The organism is Pseudomonas sp. ADPe (assembly GCF_014843515.1).
Taxonomy (GTDB): Bacteria; Pseudomonadota; Gammaproteobacteria; order Pseudomonadales; family Pseudomonadaceae; genus Pseudomonas; species Pseudomonas citronellolis.
The window spans coordinates 5,740,311-5,765,368 of the sequence record NZ_CP062122.1; the positions used below are offsets into that span (position 1 = coordinate 5,740,311).

The 25,058-nt window shown below is 67.9% G+C and carries 3 protein-coding genes; all 3 read left to right on the forward strand.

Annotation, left to right across the window (positions count from 1 at the left end; translation table 11 throughout):
- The first annotated feature begins 218 nt into the window (after positions 1–218).
- The 3 genes from IG194_RS26140 to IG194_RS26150 all read left to right on the forward strand — a co-directional run bounded on the left by IG194_RS26140 (position 219) and on the right by IG194_RS26150 (position 24,233).
- Complete coding sequence (locus IG194_RS26140) at positions 219–11,567, forward strand: Ig-like domain-containing protein (protein ID WP_058489177.1); 11,349 nt, start codon at positions 219–221, stop codon at positions 11,565–11,567.
- Between the two features lie 288 nt (positions 11,568–11,855).
- A complete protein-coding gene (locus IG194_RS26145) occupies positions 11,856–14,642 on the forward strand; it encodes an Ig-like domain-containing protein (protein ID WP_058489178.1) in 2,787 nt (928 codons plus the stop codon).
- A gap of 441 nt (positions 14,643–15,083) precedes the next feature.
- Positions 15,084–24,233 (forward strand): Ig-like domain-containing protein, encoded by a 9,150-nt coding sequence (locus IG194_RS26150; RefSeq protein ID WP_058489179.1) that lies wholly within the window; start codon positions 15,084–15,086, stop codon positions 24,231–24,233.
- The last annotated feature ends 825 nt before the right edge of the window (positions 24,234–25,058 follow it).

Genomic DNA, 25,058 nt, shown 5'->3' on the forward strand with positions numbered 1-25,058 from the left:
TCCGATGGCATATCGGAATTTATCGGCTTGGGTTGGTTCAGGATAATCCTAATTATTGCCGGTGATGAATTTTTAATACTGCCCATCGCTGAAAAGGAATTTCCGAGTTCGCTATTGAATGGCCCGGGCTGGATATTACATGGCACTGGGACAATTCCTTTTCGAGCCATCCCGTGTTCACGAAATTGAAGAAATAGCCTTATCAGGCGGGAGCTCACATGGCCGCAATTCAACTGATTGCGAAAAGTTCGGGGCAGGTTACCGATGTCAGCGGCAAGAACCTGTTGTCGCTGGCGCACCCTTGCGTGGTGAAGATCGCGGCCGCGCCCGACAGCATCCAGTCCATCGGCCGAAATGGCGACAGCCTGGTGATCCGTTTGAAGAACGGCGAAGTCATCAATATTGACAATTTCTTCCAGGCCGTGAACGGCGTGCGCCACGACCTGGTGCTGGAGGCCCCCGGCGGCGAGCTGTGGCTGGCGGACCAGAACGAGCCCTGGGTGACCACCGAGTTGGACTCCATCGAGCAACTGCTGGCGGAACGCAGCGACGACACTTACGCCGTCTTCGGCGTGCTGCCGCTTGCCGGCCTCGGCGCCCTGGGTGTCGGCGGCCTGGCCGCAGCGGCGGGGGGCGGTGGTGGCGGCGGTGGCTCGGACGGCGGCACTGTTACCACCGTCGCCGATGAGAGCGGCAACTGGGCATTTCCGGAGAGTCCGCTGGAAAACGGCGAGAGCGGCAGCATCACCGAGCCCCCGGGGAATGTCGGCCCGCCGATCGTGACCGAGCCGGCCGATGTGATCGCGCCGGAACCGCCAGTCATCACCGACAACAACGGCAATGGCCTGAGCGGCACCGGCGAGCCGGAAGGCATCGTCACCGTCGAGTTGCCGGATGGCAGCACCGTCACGACTGTCGTCGACGAAAACGGTAATTGGGAATTCCCGGAGAACCCGCTGGAGAACGGTGAGTCCGGCAACATCACCATCACCGATCCCTCAGGCAACGTCAGCCCGCCGACTACTACCGAACCGGCCGACGTCATTGCACCGGAACCGCCCGTCATCACCGACAACAACGGCGACGGCCTGAGCGGCACTGGCGAGCCGGAAGGCATCGTCACCGTCGAGCTGCCGGATGGCAGCACCGTGACCACCGCCGTCGACGAAAACGGTAATTGGGAATTCCCGGAGAACCCACTGGAAAACGGCGAGTCCGGCAGCATCACCATCACCGATCCCTCGGGCAACGTCAGCCCGCCGACTACCACCGAACCGGCAGACGTGATCGCGCCGGAACCGCCGGTCATCACCGACAACAATGGCGACGGCCTGAGCGGCACCGGCGAGCCGGAAGGCATCGTCACCGTGGAACTGCCGGATGGCAGCACCGTGACCACTGTCGTCGACGAAAACGGTAATTGGGAGTTCCCGGAAAACCCGCTGGAGAACGGCGAGAGCGGCAGCATCACCATCACCGATCCCTCGGGCAACGTCAGCCCGCCGACCATCACCGAACCCGCGGATACCTCCGCCCCCGATATCTCCCAGGCCGAGGCGGGCCTCAGCCTGATCGACGATGTCGGCGCCATCACCGGGCCTATCGCCCAGGGCGGCCATACCGACGACGACCAGCCCGAGTTCAAGGGCCAACTGGTCGGCGGCGATGCCGTGCTGGTGAACATCTACGACAACGGCGAGCTGATCGGCAGCAGCCTGGTCGCCGCCGACGGCAGCTGGAGCTTCATTCCCACCCAGCCTTTGACCGATGGCGAGCACAATCTGCAGGCCAGCGCGATGGATGCCGCCGGCAATGTCAGCGAGCTGCTGCCGGCCGACGGCTGGCGCTTCACCGTAGACACCCTCGCGCCCGTCGAGCTGCCGGAGGAGGGCGGCTCGCTGAGCCTGCTCGACGACGTCGGCAGCGTCACCGGCGAGATCGTCCGCGGCGGCGTGACCGACGATGCCAGGCCGACTTTCGGTGGCAGTGGCATACCGGCCGACATCGTCAGCGTGAACGTCTACGACAACGGCGTGCTGATCGGCAGCGCCAGCGTCAGCGACGGCCAGTGGAGCTTCGAGCCGGCGCTGCCGCTGCTGGCCGGCGAGCACAACTTCCAGGCCGCGCTGGTGGATGCCGCCGGCAACGAAGGGCCGAAGAGCGCCGACTGGCCCTTCAGCCTCAAGCTGACGCCGCCGGCTGCGCCCTCCATCGAACACGTCATCGACGACCAGGCGCCGATCACCAGCGGCCACCTGCAACCGGGCGCGCAGACCGACGACCGCAGTCCGACCGTCAAGGGCACCGCCGAGCCGGGCACCGTGGTGCATCTTTACGTCAATGGCAGCGAGGTCGGCAGCGTCGCCACCGACGCCGAGGGCAACTGGTCGATCGACCTGGCCGACCTCGGCGCCGACGGCCTGAAGACTCTGACCGCCAAGGCCGTGGATTCGGCCGGGCAGTGGAGCCCGGCCACCGGCGGCTTCGACATCCTGCTGGACACCAGCGCGCCGGCCATCCCGGACGCGCCAAGCGCCCTGGACAACGTCGGCGCCGTCACCGGCCCCATCGCCGGCGGCGTGACCGACGACAGCACCCCTACATTCGGCGGCAGCGCTGAGCCGGGCGCCACCGTCACCATCAAGGATGGCGACAACGTGCTGGGCACCGCCATCGTCGACGGCGACGGCAACTGGAGCTTCACCCCGGCCGAGGCGCTGGGGGAGGGCGAGCACAGCATCAGCACAGTGGTCACCGATGCCGCCGGCAATGCCAGCGAGCCCAGCGACGCGCTGGTGCTGGTGGTCGACACCCGGCCGCTGCAGGTCAGCGTGGCCAAGGCGCTGGACGATGCCGGCAGCCTGACCGCCGAGCTGGGCAACGGCGCGGTGACCGACGACCGCACGCCGACCCTGGTGGGCAGCGCCACCGCCGGCGCCCTGGTCACCGTCATGGACGGCGCCAGCGTGCTCGGCTCGGTCGTGGCCGATGCCGCCGGCGCCTGGAGCCTGGAGCTGCCGGCGCAGGCCGATGGCAGCTACCTCTACAGCGTCACCGCCAGCAACGGCGCCAACAGCGCCAGCACCCGCTTCGAACTGACCATCGACGGCAGCGCGCCGGAGAAGCCCGGCGCGATCCTCGCCGTCGACAACCAGGGCGACGTCACCGGCCCCATCGACAACGGCGTGACCGATGACAGCACCCCGACCTTCAGCGGCAGCGCCGAGCCGGGCAGCGTCATCACCATCAAGGACGGCGACGAGGTGCTGGGCACCGCCACGGTCGATGGCGACGGCAACTGGAGCTTCACCCCGGCGCAGCCGCTCACCGACGGCGAGCACGCCATCAGCGTGAGCGCCAGCGACGCGGCCGGCAACGTCAGCGAGCCGAGCGACGTGCTGACGATCCTGGTCGATACCAGCGACGTGGTGGTCAGCATCGAGGCGGCCATCGACGACGTGGGCGAAACCCAAAGCCTGAGCAACGCCGCGCTGACCAACGACACCACCCCGACTCTGGTCGGCAAGACCCTCGCCGACGCGCTCGTGATCATCTCCGCGGGTGGCGTCGAGATCGGCAGCGTCAGCGCCGATGCCGAGGGCAACTGGAGCTTCCAGTTGCCGGAACAGGCCGACGGCGAACACAGCTATACCGCCAGCGTCTCCAACGGCGCCAACAGCGGCAGCGCCGAATTCAGCCTGACCATCGACGGCAGCGCGCCGGCGTCCGCGGAAGTGGTAGTGGCCACTGACGACCAGGGCCTGGTCCGCGGCCCGATCGCCGTCGGCGGCATCACCGACGACGCCCTGCCGGTGTTCTCCGGCAGGACCGAGGCCGGGGCTATCGTCACTCTCTTCGATGGCGCCGAGGTGCTGGGCAGCGTCACCGCCGACGCCAATGGCGACTGGAGCTTCACCCCGGCCCAGCCGCTGGCCGATGGTGAGCACAGCATCCGCGCGCAGGTCGCCGATGCCGCCGGCAACGCCGGCGAGCCCGGCCCGGCGCTGGCGTTCAGTGTCGATACCGCGCCGGTCAGCGTCAGCGTGATCAAGGCCAGCGACAACGTCGGCGCCAAGCAGGGCGACCTGGCCGACAAGGCGCTCACCGACGACAACCGCCCGAGCCTGGCCGGCACCGCCAGCGCCGGCGCCATCGTCAGCATCCTCGACGGCTCGACGCTGCTCGGCTCGGTGCTCGCCGACGCCGCCGGCCAGTGGAGCCTGGAGTTGCCGGAGCAGGCCGACGGCAGCCACGTCTACGACATCCTGGCCACCGCCGCCAACGGCAACGAGGCCAGCACCCGCTTCGAGCTGACCATCGACACCCAGGCCCCGGACGCCCCGGCGCTGGTCGTGGTGACCGACAACGTCGGCACGCAGCAGGGCGCCCTGGAGGCGGGCGCCGCCAGCGACGATAGCGCCGCGGTGATCAGCGGCAGCGGCGCCAACCCCGGCGACCTCATCACCATCCACGACAACGGTAGCCCGATCGGCAGCGCCATCGTCGACGCCAACGGCAACTGGAGCTACAAGCCGGAAACCCCGCTGGCCGAAGGCGAGCACGCGATCAGCGCCTCGGCCACCGACGCCGCCGGCAACGAAAGCGCGCAGGGCCCGGCGCTGAGCTTCGTGGTCGACACCACCGCGCCGGGCGCCATCACCGACCTGGCACTGCTCGACGACGTGGAAGGCGGCGCCTTCGGCGGCATCGTCCAGGGCGAGCCGAGCAACGACGCCACGCCGACCTACAGCGGCCATGTCGAGGGCGGCGCCGTGCTGGTGCGCATCTACGACAACGGCGAGCTGATCGGCACGGCCAGCGTGGACGAAGCCGGCAACTGGCGCTTCGAGCCGCAGACGCCGCTGGCCGATGGCGCGCACAGCTTCCAGGCCGAGGCGCTGGACGCCGCCGGCAACCTCGGCCCGCGCAGCGAGGCCTGGGACTTCGTGGTCGACACCGCGCTGCCCGAGACGCCGCGCATCACCCGCGTGCAGGACGACTTCGGCCCGCAGCAGGGCGACCTCGACAAGGGCGCCAGCACCGACGACGCCAACCTGAGCCTCAGCGGCACCGGCAGCGCCGGCGCCACCCTGTTCCTCTACGTGCGCCTGAGCGACGACCCGCAGGCGCCCAGCGAACTGCTGGGCTCCACCGTCATCGACGCCAACGGCGAATGGAGCCTGGCCACCGGCGACCTCGCCCGGTTCGGCGGCGACGGCATGAAATACTTCTGGGCCAGCTCGCAGAGCCCTTCGGGGCAGATGAGCGAGACGCCCAGCGAGGACTTCCCGGTCGAGTTGCACACCGCGTTGCCGGAAGCCCCGCAACTGCTGGCGCTGCAGACCGAGGCCTTCACCAGCCAGGTCTGCGGCAACCTCACCAGCGACGCCACGCCGAGCATTTCCGGCAGCGGCGCCCCGGGCTCGCTGGTGCTGGTCTACGACAACGGTGAGGCGCTCGGCTCGGCGCTGGTGGACGAGGCCGGCAACTGGAGCTTCACCCCGCAAGAGCCGCTGGCCGACGGCCCGCACGCGCTCACCGCGACCCTCACCGACGCGGTGGGCAACGTCACCGAGCCCAGCGCGCCCTGGCTGTTCGTGATCGATACCCTGGCGCCGAACGTCGGCCTGGACATCAACACCGCCGAGCAGTTGGCCGGGCAGACCGAGCCGGGGGCGATAGTCACGGTGATCGACAAGGCCGGCACGGCGCACAGCGTCACCGCCGACCAGAACGGCCGCTGGAGCCTGCAGCCTAACCCGCTGGGCCTGGGCGAGGACGGCAGCATCTCGGTGGCGGACGCGGCGGGCAACCAATCGCAGCCCATCGTCATCCAGGGCGACGTGCTGGCCAGCTACGACCTCACGCGCTACACCAGCCAGGTGAACACCACCGAGGCCGGCCCGCAGGCCAACCCCAGCGTCACCACCCTGGCCGACGGCAGGATAGCGGTGGTCTGGCAGGGCGGCGACACTGCCAGCAACAATGCCGAGGTTTACATGCAGCTGTTCGAGGCCGATGGCGTGACGCGCATCGGCGGCGAGCAGCAGGTCAACCAGCGCAGCAGCTACAACCAGGACAGCCCGCAGGTGGTGGCCCTGGCCGATGGCGGCTACCTGGTGGTCTGGGAGTCCTGGCTGGCCGGCCCGGACACCAGCAACGACGGCATCATGGCGCGCCGCTACGGCGCCGATGGCAGCCCGCTGACCGACGAATTCGCCGTCAACCAGCTGACCGCCGGCGGCCAGCTGTCGGTCTCCGTGGTGGCGCACCCAGGCGGCGGCTACACCATCTCCTGGATCAGCGATCCCGATGGCGGTTCCACCGACAGGATCGTCCAGCGCAGCTTCGATGCCGACGACCAGCCGCTCGGCGGTGACGTGGTGGTGGGCAGCGGCACCGGCTATGGCGCCGAGGGCGCGCCGGCCATGGCGGCGTTCGTCGATGCCGCGCACCAGGGCATGTACGTGACCGTGTGGAGCGGCCGCAACGGCCCGGGCGACAGCTCCGGCACCGGCGTCATCGGCCAGCTCCACGCGGCCGACGGCACCTCGCTGGGCGGCAACTTCCAGGTCAACACAGAAACCGGCAACAACCAGGACTACCCGGACGTGATCGTCCTCAAGGACGGCAGCTTCGTGGTGATCTGGGAGGGCAACCCGCCGGGCAGCAGCGGCTTCGACGTCTACATGGCGCACTACAGCGTCGACCCGGCCATCGGCGCTGTGCAACTGATTGGCATGGGCGACGTGCGCGTCAACACCGGCATCGCCGGCGACCAGTACAAGCCCACCGCTGTGGCGCTGGACGACGGCGGCTACCTGGTCATCTGGGGCTCGGCCGGCGGCGACGGCAGCGGCTCGGCGATCTTCGCCCAGCGCTACGACGCCCAGGGCCACAAGCTGGGCCGCGAGTTCCTGGTCAACCCGACCACCGAGGGCAACCAGGGCTGGGCCGGCGACAACGTCGACATGAAGAACCTGCTGGACGCCACCCTGATGGCCGACGGCAGCGTCTACGTGACCTGGCAGAGCGACAAGGCCGACAACAGCGGCTGGGGCATCGAGGCCACGGTGATCGACATCGACGCCGGCTACTACTCCGAATTCCGCGTCAACGGAACCCTCGGCGGCGCCCAGGACCATTCGGCCACCGCGAGCCTGCCCAATGGCGGCTTCGTGGTGGTCTGGGAGTCGGCCTCGGGCGATGGTTCCAGCGACTGCGTCATGGCCCAGCTGTTCGATGCCAGCGGCATGCCGCTGGGCGGCGAGTTCGTGGTCAACACCAGCACCGGCGACTTCCAGGGCAAGCCGGCGGTGGCGGTGCTGGCCGACGGCAGCTTCGTGGTCAGCTGGACCAGCTACGCCGGCGGCAACGACGCGATCATGCAGCAGAAGTTCGGCTACACCTACGACCTCGACGGCAACATCAGCGGCGCGCAGCCCCAGGGCGGCGAGTCCAGGGTCAACCTCAACGATGCCGACAGCCAGCGCTATTCCAGCATCACCGCGCTGGAAGACGGCGGCTACATGCTCAGCTGGAAGTCCTGGGAGGGCGGCGGCTGGCGCATCTACGCCCGCCAGTACGACGCCGACGGCTCGCCGGCCAGCGGCGACCTGCTGGTCAGCGCCACCCACTACACCAGCGACATCATCGGCGCCTCCATCAGCACCCTGGCCGATGGCCGCGTGGTGTTCACCTACGCGCGCAACCTCGGCGGCGGCGACGCCTACTTCCGCATCTACGATCCGAACACCCAGAGCTTCGGGCCCGAGATCGTCGCCAACCAGACCACCGCCAACAGCCAGGCCTCGCCCAGCGTGTCGGGGCTGGCCAACGGCAACTTCATCGTCACCTGGGATTCCAACGACCACAGCGGCCCGGACCAGTCCGGCTACGGCATCTGGGGGCGGATCTTCGACGCCGCCGGCGTGCCGGTGGGCAACGAGTTCCTGCTCAGCACCAGCACCCTGGGCGACCAGGCCATGCCGGTGGTGGTGCCGCGCGCGGATGGCAGCTTCGTCGTGGTCTACCAGTCGGCCACCGACGCGGCGCCGGGCGCCGGCACCTGGGGCATCTACGCCCAGTACTTCGACGCCGCCGGGCGCAAGGTCGGCCAGGAACTGCACATCAACCAACTGGTGAGCGGCGACCAGATGCAGGTCGACGCCACCTTCCTCGACAGCGGCAAGCTGTTCGTCAGCTGGACCGACAATGGCGTCGGCGATGGCAGCGGCAGCGCCATCAAGGGCAGCCTGGTGGACCTCGACGAAACCCTCGGGCTGATTCCGCCGCCGCCACTGGGCGAGGGCGCCACCGGCCTCGACTACGTGCCGGCCAGCCCGCCGCAGATCAGCGTGCTCAGCGTCGGCCTGGACACCAACAGCGCCGAGCGCCTGGGCGGGCGCACCGAGCCGGGGGCGACCGTCAGCGTGGTCGACGCCGAGGGCGTCACCCACACGGTGGTCGCCGACGAATACGGCCGCTGGGACTTCTACCCCAACCCGCTGGCCCAGGGCGAGCAGGGCAGCCTGTCGGCCCATGACGCGGCCGGCCACCAGGCACCGCCGGTGGCCATCCAGGGCGCGGCCCTGGCCGACTACCAGCTGGACCGCCACACCGTGGAAGTGAACACCACCGAGGCCGGCCCGCAGACCAACCCGAGCGCGGCGACCTTGGCCGATGGCCGGATCATCGTGGTCTGGCAGAGCGGCACCGGCACCGACGTGTTCATGCAACTGTTCGAGGCCGACGGGGTGACCCGCGTCGGCAGCGAACAGCAGGTCAACCAGCGCAACAGCGGCGACCAGGACGGCCCGCAGGTGGTGGCCCTGGCCGATGGCGGCTACCTGGTGGTTTGGGAGTCCTACCAGGCGGGCCCGGACACCAGCGGCGACGGCATCATGGCGCGCCGCTATGGCGCCGACGGCACGCCGCTGACCGACGAGTTCGCGGTCAACCTGGGCACTGCCGGCGACCAGCGCCACCCCAGCGCCGTGGCGCACCCGGACGGTGGCTACACCATCAGCTGGACGAGCAACCCCGACTCCGGCTCCACCGACCTGGTGGCGCAGCGCACCTTCGATGCCGACAACCAGCCACTCACCGGCGATGTGCTGGCGGGCAGCGGCCAGGCCTATGGCGCCGAGGGCGCTCCGGCCATGGCGGTGTTCGGCGATGCCGCGCACCAGGGCATGTACGTGACCGTGTGGAGCGGCCGCAACGGCCCGGGCGATGCCTCCGGCACCGGCGTCATCGGCCAGCTCCACGCGGCCGACGGCACCGCGCTGGGCGGCAACTTCCAGGTCAACGCCGGCGCCGGCAACGACCAGAACAACCCGGACGTGATCGTCCTCAAGGACGGCAGCTTCGTGGTGGTCTGGGAAGGCAACCCGCCGGGTAGCACCGGCTTCGACGTCTACATGGCGCACTACAGCGTCGACCCGGCCACCGGCGCCGTGCAGCAGATCGGCCCGGGCGACGTGCGCGTCAACACCGGCATCGCCGGCGACCAGTACAAGCCCACCGCGGTGGCGCTGGACGACGGCGGCTACCTGGTCATCTGGGGGGCTGCCGGCGGCGACGGCAGCGGTTCGGCGGTCTTCGCCCAGCGCTACGACGCCCAGGGCAACAAGCTGGGCCGCGAGTTCCTGGTCAACCCGACCACCGATGGCAACCAGGCTTCGAACGAGGCCGGCTCGAACGTGCTGGATGCGACGCTGATGGCCGACGGCAACGTCTACGTGACCTGGCAGAGCGACAAGTCCGACAGCAGCGGCTGGGGCATCGAGGGCACGGTGATCGACATCGACGCCGGCTACTTCTCCGAGTTCCGCGTCAACGGCACCCTGGGCGGCGCCCAGGACCATCCGGCCACCGCGAGCCTGCCCAACGGCGGCTTCATAGTCGTCTGGGAATCGGCCACGGGCGATGATTCCAACGACTGCATCATGGCCCAGCTGTTCGATGCCGCCGGCATGCCGGTGGGCGGCGAGTTCGTGGTCAACGCCACGACCGGCGACTTCCAGGGCAAGCCGGCGGTGGCGGTGCTGGCCGACGGCAGCTTCGTGGTCAGCTGGACCAGCCATACCGGTGGCAGCGACGCGATCATGCAGCAGACGTTCGGCTACACCTACGACCTCGACGGCAACATCAGCGGCGCGCAGCCCCAGGGCGGCGAGTCCGGGGTCAACGTCAACGACGTCGGCCAGCAGCGCTTCTCCAGCATCACCGCGCTGGAAGACGGCGGCTACATCGTCAGCTGGAGCGCCAACATCAGCGGTACCAGTGGCAAGTGGCAGATATTCATGCGCCAGTACGCCGCCGATGGCTCGCCGGTGGGCGGCGACCGGCTGGTGGGCGACGCCACCTACCACACCACGGCGGGGCCGGACGCGGCGTCCCTGGCGACCCTGCTGGACGGCACCGTGGTGATCGCCTACAACCGCGATATCGGCGGCGCAGCGGGGGTGGAGTCCTACTTCCGCCTCTACGACCCGGCGACCGGGCTGCTGGGCGAGGAAATCCGCGCCAACCAGACTTCGGCCAACAAGCAGTCCTCGCCGGCGGTGTCGAGGCTGGCCAACGGCAACTTCATCGTCACCTGGGATTCCAACGACCACAGCGGCCCGGACCAGTCCGGCACCAGCACCTGGGGGCGCATCTTCGACGTCACCGGCGCGGCGCTGGGCAGCGAGTTCCTGGTGTCCAACAGCACCACCGGCGACCAGTCCGAGCCCATGGTGGTGGCCCGCGAGGGCGGCGGCTTCGTGGTGGTCTACGTGTCGCGCAGCGAGGCGGCGCCGGGCTCCGGCAGCTATGGCGTGTATGCCCAGTTCTTCGACGATGCCGGGCGCAAGGTCGGCCAGGAACTGCACATCAACCAACTGGTGAGCGGCGACCAGATGCAGGTCGACGCCACCTTCCTCGACAGCGGCAAGCTGTTCGTCAGCTGGACCGACAGCGGCGTCGGCGATGGCAGCGGCAGCGCCGTCAAGGGCCGCCTGGTGGACCTGGACGAGACCCTCGGGCTGGCCCCGGCGGTGGCCGAGGGCGGCGCCACCCACGTCGACTACCTGCCGGTCTCCGACGCCGTGGGCACTGCCGCCGACGACATGCTCGACGCCCGTGGCTACACCACCGCCAGCGGCGGCGAGGGCAACGACGTCATCCTCATCGACGGCACCGGCTTCGCCCACATCGACGGCGGCGCCGGCTACGACATCCTGGTCTGGGCCTCGCGCAATGCGCTGGACCTGGGCCAGGTCGCCGACAGGCTGGAGGGCATCGAGGCCATCCGCCTGAGCGAAGGGCTGAGCCAGTCGCTGACGCTGAGCCTGGCCGACCTGCTGAAGGTCACCGAGCCCGACGGCGAGGCCCGGCACAGCCTGAGGATCACCGGCGACAGCGGCCAGAACGGCGTGGTCGACAGCGTCGACATCGACCTTACGGACTGGGTGCGGCAGGCGCAGCAGGTCACCGAGGGCGCCGTCACCTACGACGTCTACACCTCGAAGAGCGCGTCCTATGCGCATCTGCTGATCCAGGAGGGCCTGTACGTGGTCTGAGCGGCCCGGCGCCGGGGCGGCCGCTCCCGGCGCGCTGGCTCCCACCTGCGGCGCGAACCTCGTTCGCGCCGTTTTTCATTGCGGCCGGCGCGCCGGCCCGAGTCCGAAAAACAGCGGGCGGCTTGAGGAATTTCCTAAAAGCCCGTCCCGGGCGTCGGAGTTCCTACGGCTTTAGGGAGTTTCCTAACCCATGCGCCGGCCCGCTGCTCTAGTCTGCCCGCGGTTCGTGGCGAGTACCCATGGCGCATGGGCGATGTCACTTCATTCACTTCGGGGAGAAATTACCAGATGGACGCAATTGAACTGATCGCGAAAAGCTCGGGGCAGGTGACCCCCGTGACCGGCAATGGCCCCCTGAGCCTGTCGCGGCCCGGCGTGGTGAAGATCGCCGCGGCGCCGGAGGACGTCCAGTCCCTCAGCCGCAACGGCGACCACCTGCTGGTGCGCCTGAAGACCGGCAAGGTCATCACCGTCGAGAACTTCTTCCAGGGCTTCGATGGCGTACACAACGACCTGGTGCTGCAGGCGCCGGACGGCCAGCTGTGGCAGGCCAGCTACGAGGAGCCCTGGGACGGCATGGAACTGACCCGCCTGGACTCCGTCGACGAACTGCTGGCCCTGCAGTCGGACGACCACAACGTCGCCTTCGGCCTGCTGGTGCCGGCGGCGGGGCTGGGCGCCATCGGCGTGGGCAACATGCTCACCCAGCGCGACGGCGGTGGCGGCGGCAGCCCGCGCTCGGTGGGCCCGTTGCCGGAAGGACCGGCGCCGGGCGCGCCGCAGATCCTGTTCAACAACCAGCAGGGCCTGACCGGCACCGCCGAGCCCGGCAGCCTGATCACCCTGACCCGCCCGGACGGCAGCACCGAGACCGCCACCACCAATGCCGATGGCACCTGGAGCTTCCTGCCCAACCCGCTGGAGGACGGCCAGTCCGGCAGCGTCACCGCGTCCAACGGCAACGGCACTGGCCCGGCGGTGGACACCGGCCCGGCGGACCTGACGCCGCCGAAGGATCCGGTCGTCACCGGGAATAACGCCGACGGCCTGTCCGGCACCGGTGAGCCGGGCGACACCATCATCCTTACCAAGCCCGATGGCAGCACTGTCACCACCCAGGTGGACGAGAACGGCAACTGGAGCTTCCCGGAGAACCCGCTGGGCAATGGCGAGTCGGGCTCGCTGGTGGAAGTGGACCCCGCCGGCAACCACAGCGGCAGCGTCGATACCGGCCTGGCCGACACCATCGCGCCGGAACCGCCGGTGGTCACCGAGAACAACGGCAACGGCCTGGGCGGCACCGGCGAGCCGGAAGGCATCGTCACCGTCGAGTTGCCGGACGGCAGCACCGTGACCGCCATTGTCGACGAGAACGGCAACTGGGAATTCCCGGAAAACCCGCTGGAGAACGGTGAGACCGGCAGCGTCACCATCACCGACCCTGCGGGCAACGTCAGCCCGCCGACCATCACCGACCCGGCTGACACTATTGCACCGGAGCCGCCGGTGGTCACCGAGAATGGCGATGGTTTGGCCGGTACCGGCGAGCCGGAAGGTATCGTCACTGTCGAATTGCCGGACGGCAGCACCGTCACCACCGTCGTCGATGGAAACGGCAACTGGGAGTTCCCGGAGAACCCGCTGGAAAGCGGCGAGGAAGGCACTGTCACGGTGACCGACCCCGCCGGCAACATCAGCGGGGAAACGCCGACCGGCCCGGCCCCGACCGATCCGGGCGAGCCGGGCGATCCGGGCGATCCGCCGTCGGCCCCCAGCATCGACTGGATCCGCGACGACCAGGAACCGCTGGTGGTCGATCTGCAAGCCGGGGACAGCACCAACGACCGCAGCCCCACCGTCGGTGGTAGCGGCATTCCGGGCAGCCTGCTGACCCTGTACGTCGACGACCAGGCCGTGGGCAGCGTGACCGTGGGCGAGGATGGCAATTGGGAAATCGCCATCGCCGACCTGGGCGCGGATGGCGCCAAGCGCTTCACCGCCGAGCAATCCGTGGGCGGGCAGAGTAGCCCGAAGAGCGAGGCGTGGGAGATAGTGCTGGATACCCAGGCGCCCGGACGGCCGCTGATTGAGGACGTGTACGACGACTACGGCAAAGACGAGGGCACGATCGCCAATGGTGGCCAGACCGACGACTTCTGGCCGACCGTCAGCGGCCGCATCGAAGGTGACGATATCGCCTACGTGAAGCTCTTCGACAAGGGCAGGCTGGTCGGCTCGGCCGCGGTCGACGCATCTGGCACCTGGGTATTCGAGAACCCCCTGCTGGGCGCTGGCGAGCATAACCTGCAGGTGTCGGCGGTGGACAAGGCCGGAAACGAAGGGCCGCTGAGCGCATCCTGGAGCTACTTCGTCCCCTCGCCGATTCTTCCTTATCCGGTTATCAAGGAGGTCGTCGACGACTTCGGCAACGAGATCGGCACGCTGCAGAAAGGCGACTTCACCGACGACCGCACGCCCACGGTGAAAGGCACCGGTATGCCGGGGCACACCATGGAGTTGTACCTGCGGCTGCAGGACGACGGTGGCGAGCTGGACATCGGTACGGCCATCCTCCTGGGCTCGGTCACGGTCGGTGCCGATGGCACTTGGGAGATCGCTTGCCCGGACCTGTTCGAGCATGGCGGCTACGGTGAGAAGTTCCTCTATGCATCGTCCTACGACGCCCAGGGAGACCGCGGGCCGGCCACCGGTGCCTACGACATCGTCCTCGAGCCGGAAGCGGAGAGTGGCGTGCGTGCATTGTCCGGCGAGTCGACGCAGGCGCCGGCCCATGCGCCGGATGAGGGCAGCCTGGTTCTCCAGTTGCTGACGCAAAGTGCCGGTGTGGAGGCTATCCAGCCGCGCGGGCAGGCTGCCTGGGAACAGGAGCGGGAGATCGACCTGGCCGGGCTGCTGGAGGGCACGGGGCAACCGGTCGAGGGACTGCTGGCGAGCCTTGCCGACACAGACGGTGACAGCGTTGGCGGCGTCGCATCGGCCGTCGATGTACCGGTGCCGGCGGTGCCGCGCATCGATCTGCTCGAACTGCTGCACAGCCAGCAACTGGTCCTCTGAGACCTGCCCGGCCGCCGTTGGCGGCCGGTCTTTTCATCGAGGGCGCGAACCGGGTTCGCGCCCTTTTTTCATCCGCGCCCGAAGTGGCCGAAAGGCGTATTACGCCTGCCGGTCGCGTGCTTTAGGGGGTTCCCTAGATACGTTTCCGGGCAACTTTCCTAGCATCGCCGATGGGCTTTAGCACATAGCCAGCACTGCCAGAAGTGAGCGTGCCCACGCTGGAGGCGATCTTCCCGAGGCATTCGGCCTCCCGCCTCGTGGTGCTATTTCAACATCACTGAACAATCAAGGAGCTTTCGGCCCATGACCGAGAAAAACTGGAGCGACGATCAGGACAGAATGCAGGCCAACACGTTGGCGGCTCAGGCAACATCGGCGGGGCAAGCCGCGCCCGCTCCGCGTGCCGAGGAGCCCGCCCAGGCCAAACCCACATTCCAGATCATGGATGACTATGGCTACCTCAAGGGAGAGGTGAAGGCGGGGCAGCGCACCGACGACCTCGACCTGACCTTCAAGGGTCAGGGGTTGACCAAGGATCAGGAGGTGATCGTCAAGGCCGTGCTCGAGTCCGGCGACGTGGTGGCGCTGGGTACTGCGACAGTACGCAAGAACGGTAGCTGGTCCATCAGTCCGAACCTTTCTTTCCTGCAGGAAGGCATGGAAGGCGTGGTGGACTTCTTCATCACCGTCGTTGACGTCGATGGCGTCGATTCCGTCGATTCCGACCCTATCAAAGGGGTGGTCGTCGATCGCGCCAGGCCGGAGATCGAGCTGGAGTCGATGCAGGTGCTGGGCGGTGTCCAGCCGGTGACCATCGATGGCGCCCAGGGCCAGGCCCATGTCAATGCCCAGCGTCCGGTCTTCGAAGGGAAATTCAGCGAGCCGGCCAGCCCTGAGAATCTGCAGCATGTGAGGATCGTCATCAAGCAGGGAGGCAGAACGATCTTCAGCTTCTTGGAGTCGGTTGGGGAAGATGGCTCATGGCGTTACACGTGGCCCGATGAGTTGCTCGGCCAGGCCGGCGACTACACGCTCCTCTTCTACATGATGGACGCCGCTGGTAACTCGCCCGTGAATCCGGACCTCATCGACAAGCCCTTCCAGGAGCTTACGCTGCATCTGGACTACGAGGCGCCCGATGACGTCGTCAGCTTCATCCTGCACGACGACTTCGGCCCCGTTCACGGCCCCGTCGCCGCGGGTGGCAAGACCGACGATGCCACTCCGACCCTGATCGGGAAGGTGGAGCTTTCCGAAGGCTCCGACGTCGAGTCGGTAGCAATCTACGTCGACGGCAGCGAGACCGCGTTGGGCACCGCGTTGGTGGATGGCGAGGGTAACTGGAGTTTCGAGTCTCCGGAGCTGGCCATCGGCGAGCATGTCATCACAGTGGTTCCGGTGGATGGTGCCGGCAACGAGGGCAATGAGGCATCCATCGCCTTCGAGGTGGTGGACCCGGCAGTATCGCCGGACGCGCCGGTCATCAGCGAAATCGTCGATGACCATGGCTCGGTCACTGGCCTGCTGAACGATGGCGACGTCACCGACGACAACAACCTGACCGTCAACGGCACCGCCAATGCCGGCGACATCGTGTTGCTGTACGTCAATGGCGAACTGGTCGCCAGCACCACCGCCGACGAGCAGGGCAACTGGACCGCGGAGCTGCCGCTGAACGGTGACGATGGCGAACAGGTCATCACTGCCAAGGCGCAGGACGATGCCGGCCGTCAGAGCACCGAGACCGCCCCGGTTTCCGTCATCCTCGACACCACCCCGCCGGCCAAGCCGGAAGGGCTGAGTGCCGAAGACGATGAAGGCGTGGTGCAGGGGGCGATCATCGACGGTGGCGCCACCAACGACAGCAGGCCGGAACTCAGCGGCCAGGCCGAGCCGGGCTCCACGGTGATCATCAGCGACAACGGCGAGCCCCTGGGCAGTGTGGTAGCCGACGCCGAGGGCAACTGGAGCTATACGCCCGAGACGCCGCTGGCCGATGGCGAGCACAGCATTACCGCGCAGGCCCAGGACGCCGCCGGCAACCTCAGCGAGCCCAGCGATGCGCTGGAATTCAGCGTCTGGAGCGAAGCGCCGCAAGTGCAGATCCTGCATGCGCTGGATGCCGCCGACCCCGTCACCGGGCCGGTGGCGGACAACGGCAGCACCAATGACAACCGTCCGACCCTGGTGGGGACCGCGACGGCGGGCGCGCTGGTGATCATCTCCGAAGCCGGGATCGTCCTCGGTAGCGTACAGGCGGACACCGAGGGCAACTGGAGCCTGCAGCTGCCCCTGTCCCAGGGCGACGGCCCGCATACCTACCGCGCCGAGGTCCAGAGCGCCACCGGCGAGTTCGGTCGCGACGAGATCACCCTGCTGATCGACACCCGGGCTCCGGACCAGCCGACCATCGACACCGTGCTGGACGATGTTGGCGCGGTCACCGGTGCCCTGCGCTCCGGCGATACCACCGACGACAATACCCCGACCCTGAAAGGCAGCGATGCCGAGCCCAACGGGCTGGTCATGGTCTATGACAACGGCGGCCTGGAGCCGATCGCCAGCACCACGGCCGATGAAAACGGCAACTGGAGCCTGGATCTGCCTGAACTGGCCGATGGCGAGCACCGCCTGACCGTCACCACTTCCGACGCCGCGGGTAACGAAAGCAACCATAGCAATCCGTTCGAGTTGACCGTGGACACCGTTGTGCCGGCCGACCTGCGCATCGACCGCATCGAGCTGGTCGACGATTTCGGTCCGGTCACGGGCATGATCGCCAACGGCGGCACCACCGACGACGCCACCCCGCTCGTGCAGGGCCATGTCGAAGGCGAGGCGGCGTACGTGGAGGTGTACGACGGCGAAACCCTGCTGGGCACCGCCGCGGTGGACGCCGAAGGCAACTGGAGCTTCCAGGCGCCGGAACTGGCTTCCGGTGAACACGCGATCTCGGTTCGTCCGGTGAATGCCATCGGCCAGGTCGGCGAGGCCAGCGACAGCATCGCCTTCACCCTGGTGGGCGAGGAAACCCCGCTGCCGACGTTGCCGGTCATCAGTGAAATTCTCGACGACCTGGGCTCGGTCACCGGCCTGCTGAACGACGGCGACGTCACCGACGACACCAGCCTGACCGTCAGCGGCACCGCCGATGCCGGTAATCTCGTGCTGCTGTACGTGAACGACGAACTGGCCGCCAGCGTAGTCGCCGACGAGCAAGGCAACTGGGCCGCGGAACTGCCGCTGGCCGGCGATGGCGAACAGGTCATCACCGCCAAGGCCCAGGACGATGCCGGTCGCCACAGCGACGAGACCGCTCCGGTCAGCGTCATCCTCGACACCACCGCGCCGGAACAGCCGGGCATGGTGACCGCCGAGGACAACACCGGCGCCATCACCGGCCCCATCGAGCCGGGCAGCGTGACCGACGAAACCCAGCCGACTCTCAGCGGTTCGGGTGAACCGGGCGACACTGTCAGCATCCTCGACAACGGCGAGGTAATCGGCACTGTTGTGATCGATGAAAACGGCCAGTGGGAGTTCACGCCCGAGCAGCCGCTGGAAGAGGGCGACCACAGCATCGGCGTGGTCATCACCGACCCGGCCGGCAACGCCAGCGAGCCGAGCGAGTCCCTGGACTTCAGCGTCGACACCAGCGTGGCGCCGATGGTCATCGATAGCATCGAGCTGCAGGACGACTTCGGTCCGGTAGTCGGAGCCATCGCCAACGGCAGCTCCACCGACGACGCCACCCCGACCGTGGTGGGCCATGTCGAAGGCGAGGCGACGTACGTGGAGGTCTACGACGGCGAGACCCTGCTGGGCACCGCCCTGGTGGATGACGAAGGCAACTGGAGCTTCCAGGCGCCGGAACTGGAGAGCGGCGAGCACAGCATCTCCGCCCGCCCGGTGAGCGCCATCGGCCAGGTCGGCGAAGCCAGCGACAGCATCGCCTTCACCCTGGTGGGTGAGGAAACCGATCTGCCGCAGCCGCCGGTCATCGACGAAATCCGTGATGACCAGGGGTCGGTCACCGGTCTGCTGAACGACGGCGACGTCACCGACGACACCAGCCTGAGCGTCAACGGCAGCGCCGAAGCTGGCAATCTCGTGCTGCTGTACGTGAACGACGAACTGGCCGCCAGCGTAGTCGCCGACGAGCAAGGCAACTGGTCTGCCGAACTGCCGCTGGCCGGCGATGGCGAACAGGTCATCACCGCCAAGGTGCAGGACGATGCCGGTCGCCACAGCGACGAGACCGCTCCGGTCACCGTGACCCTCGACACCACCGCGCCGGAACAGCCGGGCATGGTGACCGCCGAGGACAACACCGGCGCCATCACCGGGCCGATCGAACCGGGCAGCGTGACCGACGAAACCCAGCCGACCCTCAGCGGTTCGGGCGAGCCGGGCGACACTGTGAGCATCCTCGACAACGGCGAGGAGGTTGGTACCGCTACCGTCGACGAGAACGGCCAGTGGGAGTTCACTCCGGAACAGCCGCTGGAGGATGGCGACCACAGCATCAGCGTGGTTATCACCGACCCGGCCGGCAATGTCAGCGAGCCGAGCGAATCACTGGACTTCGTGGTCGACTCGCTGCCGGCCTTCGTGACCATAGACGCGGCCATCGACCAGGTCGGTAGCATCACTGGCGACGTGGTTTCCGGCGGCGTTACCGACGATGCGCGTCCGACCCTCAAGGGCACTGCCAACCCGGGCGCCGTGGTGATCATCAAGGAAGGCCCGGTGGCCTACGGCAGCGTGGTAGCCGACGCCGAGGGCAACTGGAGCATGCGCCTGCCTTTGGTACAGGCCGACGGTGAGCACCTGTACACCGCCGAAGTGCAGAATGCCACCGGTGGTAGCGCGCAAGCCGAGTTCACCCTGCTGGTCGATACCCGCGTGCCGGATCGCCCGGTCATCGATGCGGTGCTGGATAACGTGGGCCTGATCCAGGGGCCGCTGACCTCCGGCGCGGTCACCGACGATGCCACTCCGACCCTGAAGGGCGGCGACGCCGAGCCCAACGGTGTGGTCCGGATCTACGACGGCAAGGTCGAGATCGGCAGCACCACCGCCGACGAATTCGGCGAATGGAGCATCGAACTGGCGGAGCTGGCCGATGGCAAGCACGTCCTGAGCGTCAAGGCGGAAGACGGGGCTGGCAACCAGAGCAATCCGAGCCGTCCGTTCGAGCTGACCGTGGACACCGCGGCGGCCAACCTGGTCATCGACAGCATCGAGCTGGTGGATGACTTCGGTCCGGTCATCGGTCTGATCGCCGATGGCGACAAGACCGACGACACCACGCCGCTGCTGCAGGGCCACGTCGAAGGCGAGGCGAAGTACGTGGAGGTCTACGACGGCGAAACCCTGCTGGGCACCGCCGCGGTAGACGCCCAGGGCAACTGGAGCTTCCAGGCGCCGGAGCTGGAGAGCGGCGAGCACGCCTTCAGCGCCGTACCGGTGGACGCCCTCGGCAAGACCGGCGAAGCCAGCGAAAGCATCCGCTTCGAAGTGGTGGGCCCGGAGGTCGCACAGCCGAACGCACCGGTCATCAGCGAAATCCTCGATGACATGGGTTCGGTCAGCGGCCTGCTGAACGATGGCGACGTCACCGACGACACCAGCCTGTCGCTCAAGGGCACCGCCGATGCCGGCAACCTCGTGATGCTGTACGTGAACGGCGAACTGGCCGCCAGTGTGGTGGCCGACGAGCAGGGCAACTGGACTGCCGAACTGCCGCTGGCCAGCGATGGTGAGCACGTCATCACCGCCAAGGCGCAGGATGAGGCTGGCCGTCATAGCGATGAAACCGCTCCGGTCTCCGTCATCCTCGACACCACTGCTCCCGAGCAGCCGGGCATGGTCACCGCCGAGGACAACACCGGCGCCATCACCGGGCCGATCGAACCGGGCAGCGTGACCGACGAAACCCAGCCGACCCTCAGCGGTTCGGGTGAGCCGGGCGACACTGTCAGCATCCTCGACAATGGCGAGGTGATCGGCACGGTCGTGATCGACGAGAACGGCCAGTGGGAATTCACCCCCGAGCAGCCGCTGGAAGAGGGCGACCACAGCATCAGCGTGGTGGTCACCGATCCGGCCGGTAACGCCAGCGAGCCCAGCGAGTCGCTGGACTTCAGCGTCGACACCTCGGTCAGCGATCTGCGCATCGATCGCATCGAGCTGGTCGACGACTTCGGCGAGGTCCAGGGCCTTATCGCCGACGGCGGCAAGACCGACGACACCACGCCGCTGCTGCAGGGCCATGTCGAAGGGGCCAATGCCGCCTGGGTGGAAATCTATGATGGCGAAACCCTGCTGGGCACCGCCCTGGTGGATGCCGAAGGCAACTGGGCGTTCCAGTCGGCGGAGCTGGCCACTGGCGAATACGTCTTCAGCGCCGTGCCGGTGGACACCATCGGCAAGCAAGGCGAGCCCAGCGAGAACATTCGCTTCGAAGTGGTCGGGCCTGAAGTCGCGCCGCCGCAGCCGCCGGCCATCGACGAAATCCGTGATGACCTGGGTTCGGTCACCGGCCTGCTGAACGACGGCGACCTCACCGACGACACCAGCCTGTCGCTCAAGGGGACTGCCGAAGCCGGCCACACCGTACTGTTGTACGTCGACGGCGAACTGGCCGCCAGCGTGGTGGCCGACGAGCAGGGCAACTGGACTGCCGAACTGCCGCTGGCTGGCGATGGCGAGCACGTCATCACCGCCAAGGCGCAGGATGAGGCTGGCCGTCATAGCGATGAAACCGCTCCGGTTTCCATCACTCTCGACACCACCGCGCCGGAACAGCCGGGCATGGTGACCGCCGAGGACAACACCGGCGCCATCACCGGGCCGATCGAGCCGGGCAGCGTGACCGATGAAACCCAGCCGACCCTGAGCGGTTCGGGCGAGCCGGGCGACACCGTGAGCATTCTCGACAATGGCGAGGTGATCGGTACGGTCGTGATCGACGAGAACGGCCAGTGGGAGTTCACGCCTGAGCAGCCGCTGGAAGAGGGCGACCACAGCATCAGCGTGGTGGTCACCGACCCGGCCGGTAACGCCAGCGAGCCGAGCGAGTCGCTGGACTTCAGCGTCGACACCAGCGTGGAGCCGATGGTCATCGACCGCATCGAGTTGATCGACGACGTCGGCCCCGTCACCGGCGCCATCGTCAACGGCGACTCCACCGACGACGCCACGCCGCTGGTACAGGGCCATGTCGAAGGCGAAGCCGCCTGGGTGGAAATCTACGATGGCGAAACCCTGCTGGGCACCGCCCTGGTGGACGGCGACGGCAATTGGAGCTTCCAGGCGCCGGAGCTGGAGAGTGGCGAGCACAGCATCTCCGCCCGTCCGGTGAACGCCATCGGCCAGGTGGGCGAGGCCAGCGAAAGCATCGGCTTCACCGTGGTGGGCGAGGAAACTCCGCTGCCGCAGCCGCCGGTCATCGACGAAATCCGCGACGACCTGGGCTCGGTCACCGGCCTGCTGAACGACGGCGACGTCACCGACGACACCAGCCTGTCGCTCAAGGGCAGCGCCGATGCCGGCAACCTCGTATTGCTGTATGTCGGTGGGGTACTGGCCGCCAGCGCGGTCGCCGACGAAAACGGCAACTGGTCTGCTGAACTGCCGCTGGTAGGCGATGGCGAACAGGTCATCACTGCCAAGGCCCAGGACGATGCCGGTCGCCACAGCGACGAAACCGCACCGGTCAGCGTCATCCTCGACACCACCGCACCGGAACAACCGGGCATGGTCACTGCCGAGGACAACACCGGCGCCATCACCGGGCCGATCGAACCGGGCAGCGTGACCGACGAAACCCAGCCGACTCTCAGCGGTTCGGGTGAACCGGGCGACACTGTCAGCATCCTCGACAACGGCGAGGTAATTGGCACGGTCGTGATCGACGAGAACGGCCAGTGGGAGTTCACCCCGGAGCAGCCGCTGGAGGAGGGCGACCACAGCATCAGCGTGGTGGTCACCGATCCGGCCGGCAATGCCAGCGAGCCGAGCGAGTCCCTGGACTTCACGGTGCAGGCCCAGGTGCCGACCCTCAGCCTCGATTCGGTGTACGACGATGTCGAAGGCATCCTCGGCGAGATCGCCCAGGGCGGGCTGACCAACGACGCCCAGCCGACACTGTCCGGTACTGCCGGCAACGGCGCGGTGCGGGTGCTCATCCATGATGGTCAGACGCTGCTGGGCAGCGCACTGGTCGATGGCAATGGCAACTGGCAGTTCGAGCTGCCGGAGCTGGCCGACGGCGAGTACAGCCTGAGCCTGGTGGCCGAAACCGCCAGCGGCACGCCGAGCGAAAGCCTCGAGTGGAGCTTCACCGTCGACACCCAGGCACCGGATGCCGTCACGGCTCTGGACCTGGTCGACGACGTGCCGCTGATCACCGGCAGCATCGAGCAGGATGGCCTGACCAACGACGCGACGCCGACCTTCAGCGGCCAGGCGCCGGGCGCCAAGTGGGTGAACGTCTACGACGGCGATACCCTGCTGGGCAGCGCCGCGGTGGACGCCGAGGGTAACTGGAGCTTCACCCCGGACGAGCCGCTGTCCGAAGGTACGCACCAGTTCATCGCCGCCGCCGTGGATGAGGCCGGCAACGAGGGCGAGCGCAGCGCCGGCTGGAACTTCACCGTGGATGTCACCGCTCCGGGCCGGGTCACCAACCTGGGGCTGTACGACATGATCGGACCGAACCCCGAGACGGACTGGGGCGATATCCCGAACGGTGGGAAGACCGACGACCCCTGGCCGAACTTCTATGGTCAGGTGGACACCTTCGGCGTCGAGTACATCTACATCTACGACAACGGCACCTTCCTCGGCTCGGCCACGGTCAACCAGCTCACCCTGGAGTGGGCCTTCGAGCCCTACATGCAGTTGGCGACCGGCAGCCACAGCTTCCAGGCCTGTGCCGTGGATGCGGCTGGCAACATGGGGCCGCTCAGCGATGCCTGGGACTTCACGGTCGCCATTCCGGTGTCGCCATACCCGTCGATCATCAACGTGCATGACGATGTGGCGGGCGTGTACCTGCAGAAGGAAGACTTCACCGAGGACACCAACCTGACGGTCAAGGTTTCCTGCGCCCCGGGCAACCTGGTGACGCTCTACGCCAATGGCGTGGCGGTGGGCTCCCATGTGGTGGACGAGGATGGCTACTGGACCTTCTCCACCGGGGAACTGGCCCACCTGGCCAACGCCGATGGTTCGGTGGACCTGGTGGTCGGCGCCGAGGACCTGCCGTCGTCCGGGCCCTACACCATCTTCCTGGAAGACAGTGTGTTGCAGCCGCAACTGCTGGCCGAGCCTTACGAGGCCGGCGACGCAGCGGTGGCGGGGCTGCTCGGTGCCCTGGCAGTGGGGCAGGAAGCCCGCGCCGAGGCGAAGCCGTTGTCGCTGGCGGACCTGCTGCAGGCCCGTGAGCCGGCGGCCGAAGCCACCGCGCCGGAGCTGCTGAGCGCAGCGGCGGCGCCGGCGGCTCCCGCGGCCGAGCCGGTGGTCTTCGACAACCCGCTGGTGAAACAGGATCTGCTGGCGCTGCAACAGCAGCAGCTGGTCTGACCGACCCGGCCCGCCCCGGCGCTTCGGCGTCGGGCGGGTCGATTTTCCAGGCGGCATGGGCGCAAGCCCATGCCGTTTTTTTTTCGCCTGAAAAACGCTGCGCCCATCACCGAGCGGGCCCGCTCCTACCGGAGCAGGGAAAACACCGTCGTAGGATGGGTTGAGCGAAGCGATACCCATCGCCATGGTTGGCCGGCAGACGGAGGTTCAGCGATGGAGCATCGGCGAAGTCCGTTGCCCTCACCCCAACCCTCTCCCGGAGGGAGAGGGGGCTAGTCCGTGCCGAGAGAGGGAATGGTTTCAGCTGGAAACCGCCGGAGCTGCCGGCTAACTCCAGAATACCCAACTCTGCCCAACGGTCCCCTCTCCCTTCAGGGAGAGGGTTAGGGAGAGGGCGTTCTTCGAAGCCACGCCAAGCCGTTCCGACAGAACTCCATTTGCGAACAACGGCGTCAAGTTCAACTCCGGAGGTGTGTTGATGTCCGCAACCCTCTCCCCAGCCCTCTCCCGCAAGCGGGAGAGGGGGCCGTTCGGAGCGGGCGGTGAATTCGGAGTCATCCTGAGACTCCCAGCCCCCTCGTCACTCCCGCGAACGCGGGACACGCCACGACCATGCGCCCCTGGAACCACCGGCCAGAACACCGCTCCCCATGGGGGCACCGGGGCTCCCCCCGTCCCGCCATGAACGCCCCGCCCCCTCCGCGAACAGCCTTTTCCGCCCCCCCACCGACAGCCGCCGACCAATGCCGCCGGACTTTAGGGAGCGCCTTAGATACACGGCAGCGATGGCCTTTTAGCATCCTCCCTCGCCTGCCGGACGCCCGC

Excerpts from the sequence above, each read along its gene's own strand:
- IG194_RS26140 (WP_058489177.1), top strand. The coding sequence starts at position 219 with ATGGCCGCAATTCAACTGATTGCGAAAAGTTCGGGGCAGGTTACCGAT.
- IG194_RS26145 (WP_058489178.1), top strand. The coding sequence starts at position 11,856 with ATGGACGCAATTGAACTGATCGCGAAAAGCTCGGGGCAGGTGACCCCC.
- IG194_RS26150 (WP_058489179.1), top strand. The coding sequence starts at position 15,084 with ATGGATGACTATGGCTACCTCAAGGGAGAGGTGAAGGCGGGGCAGCGC.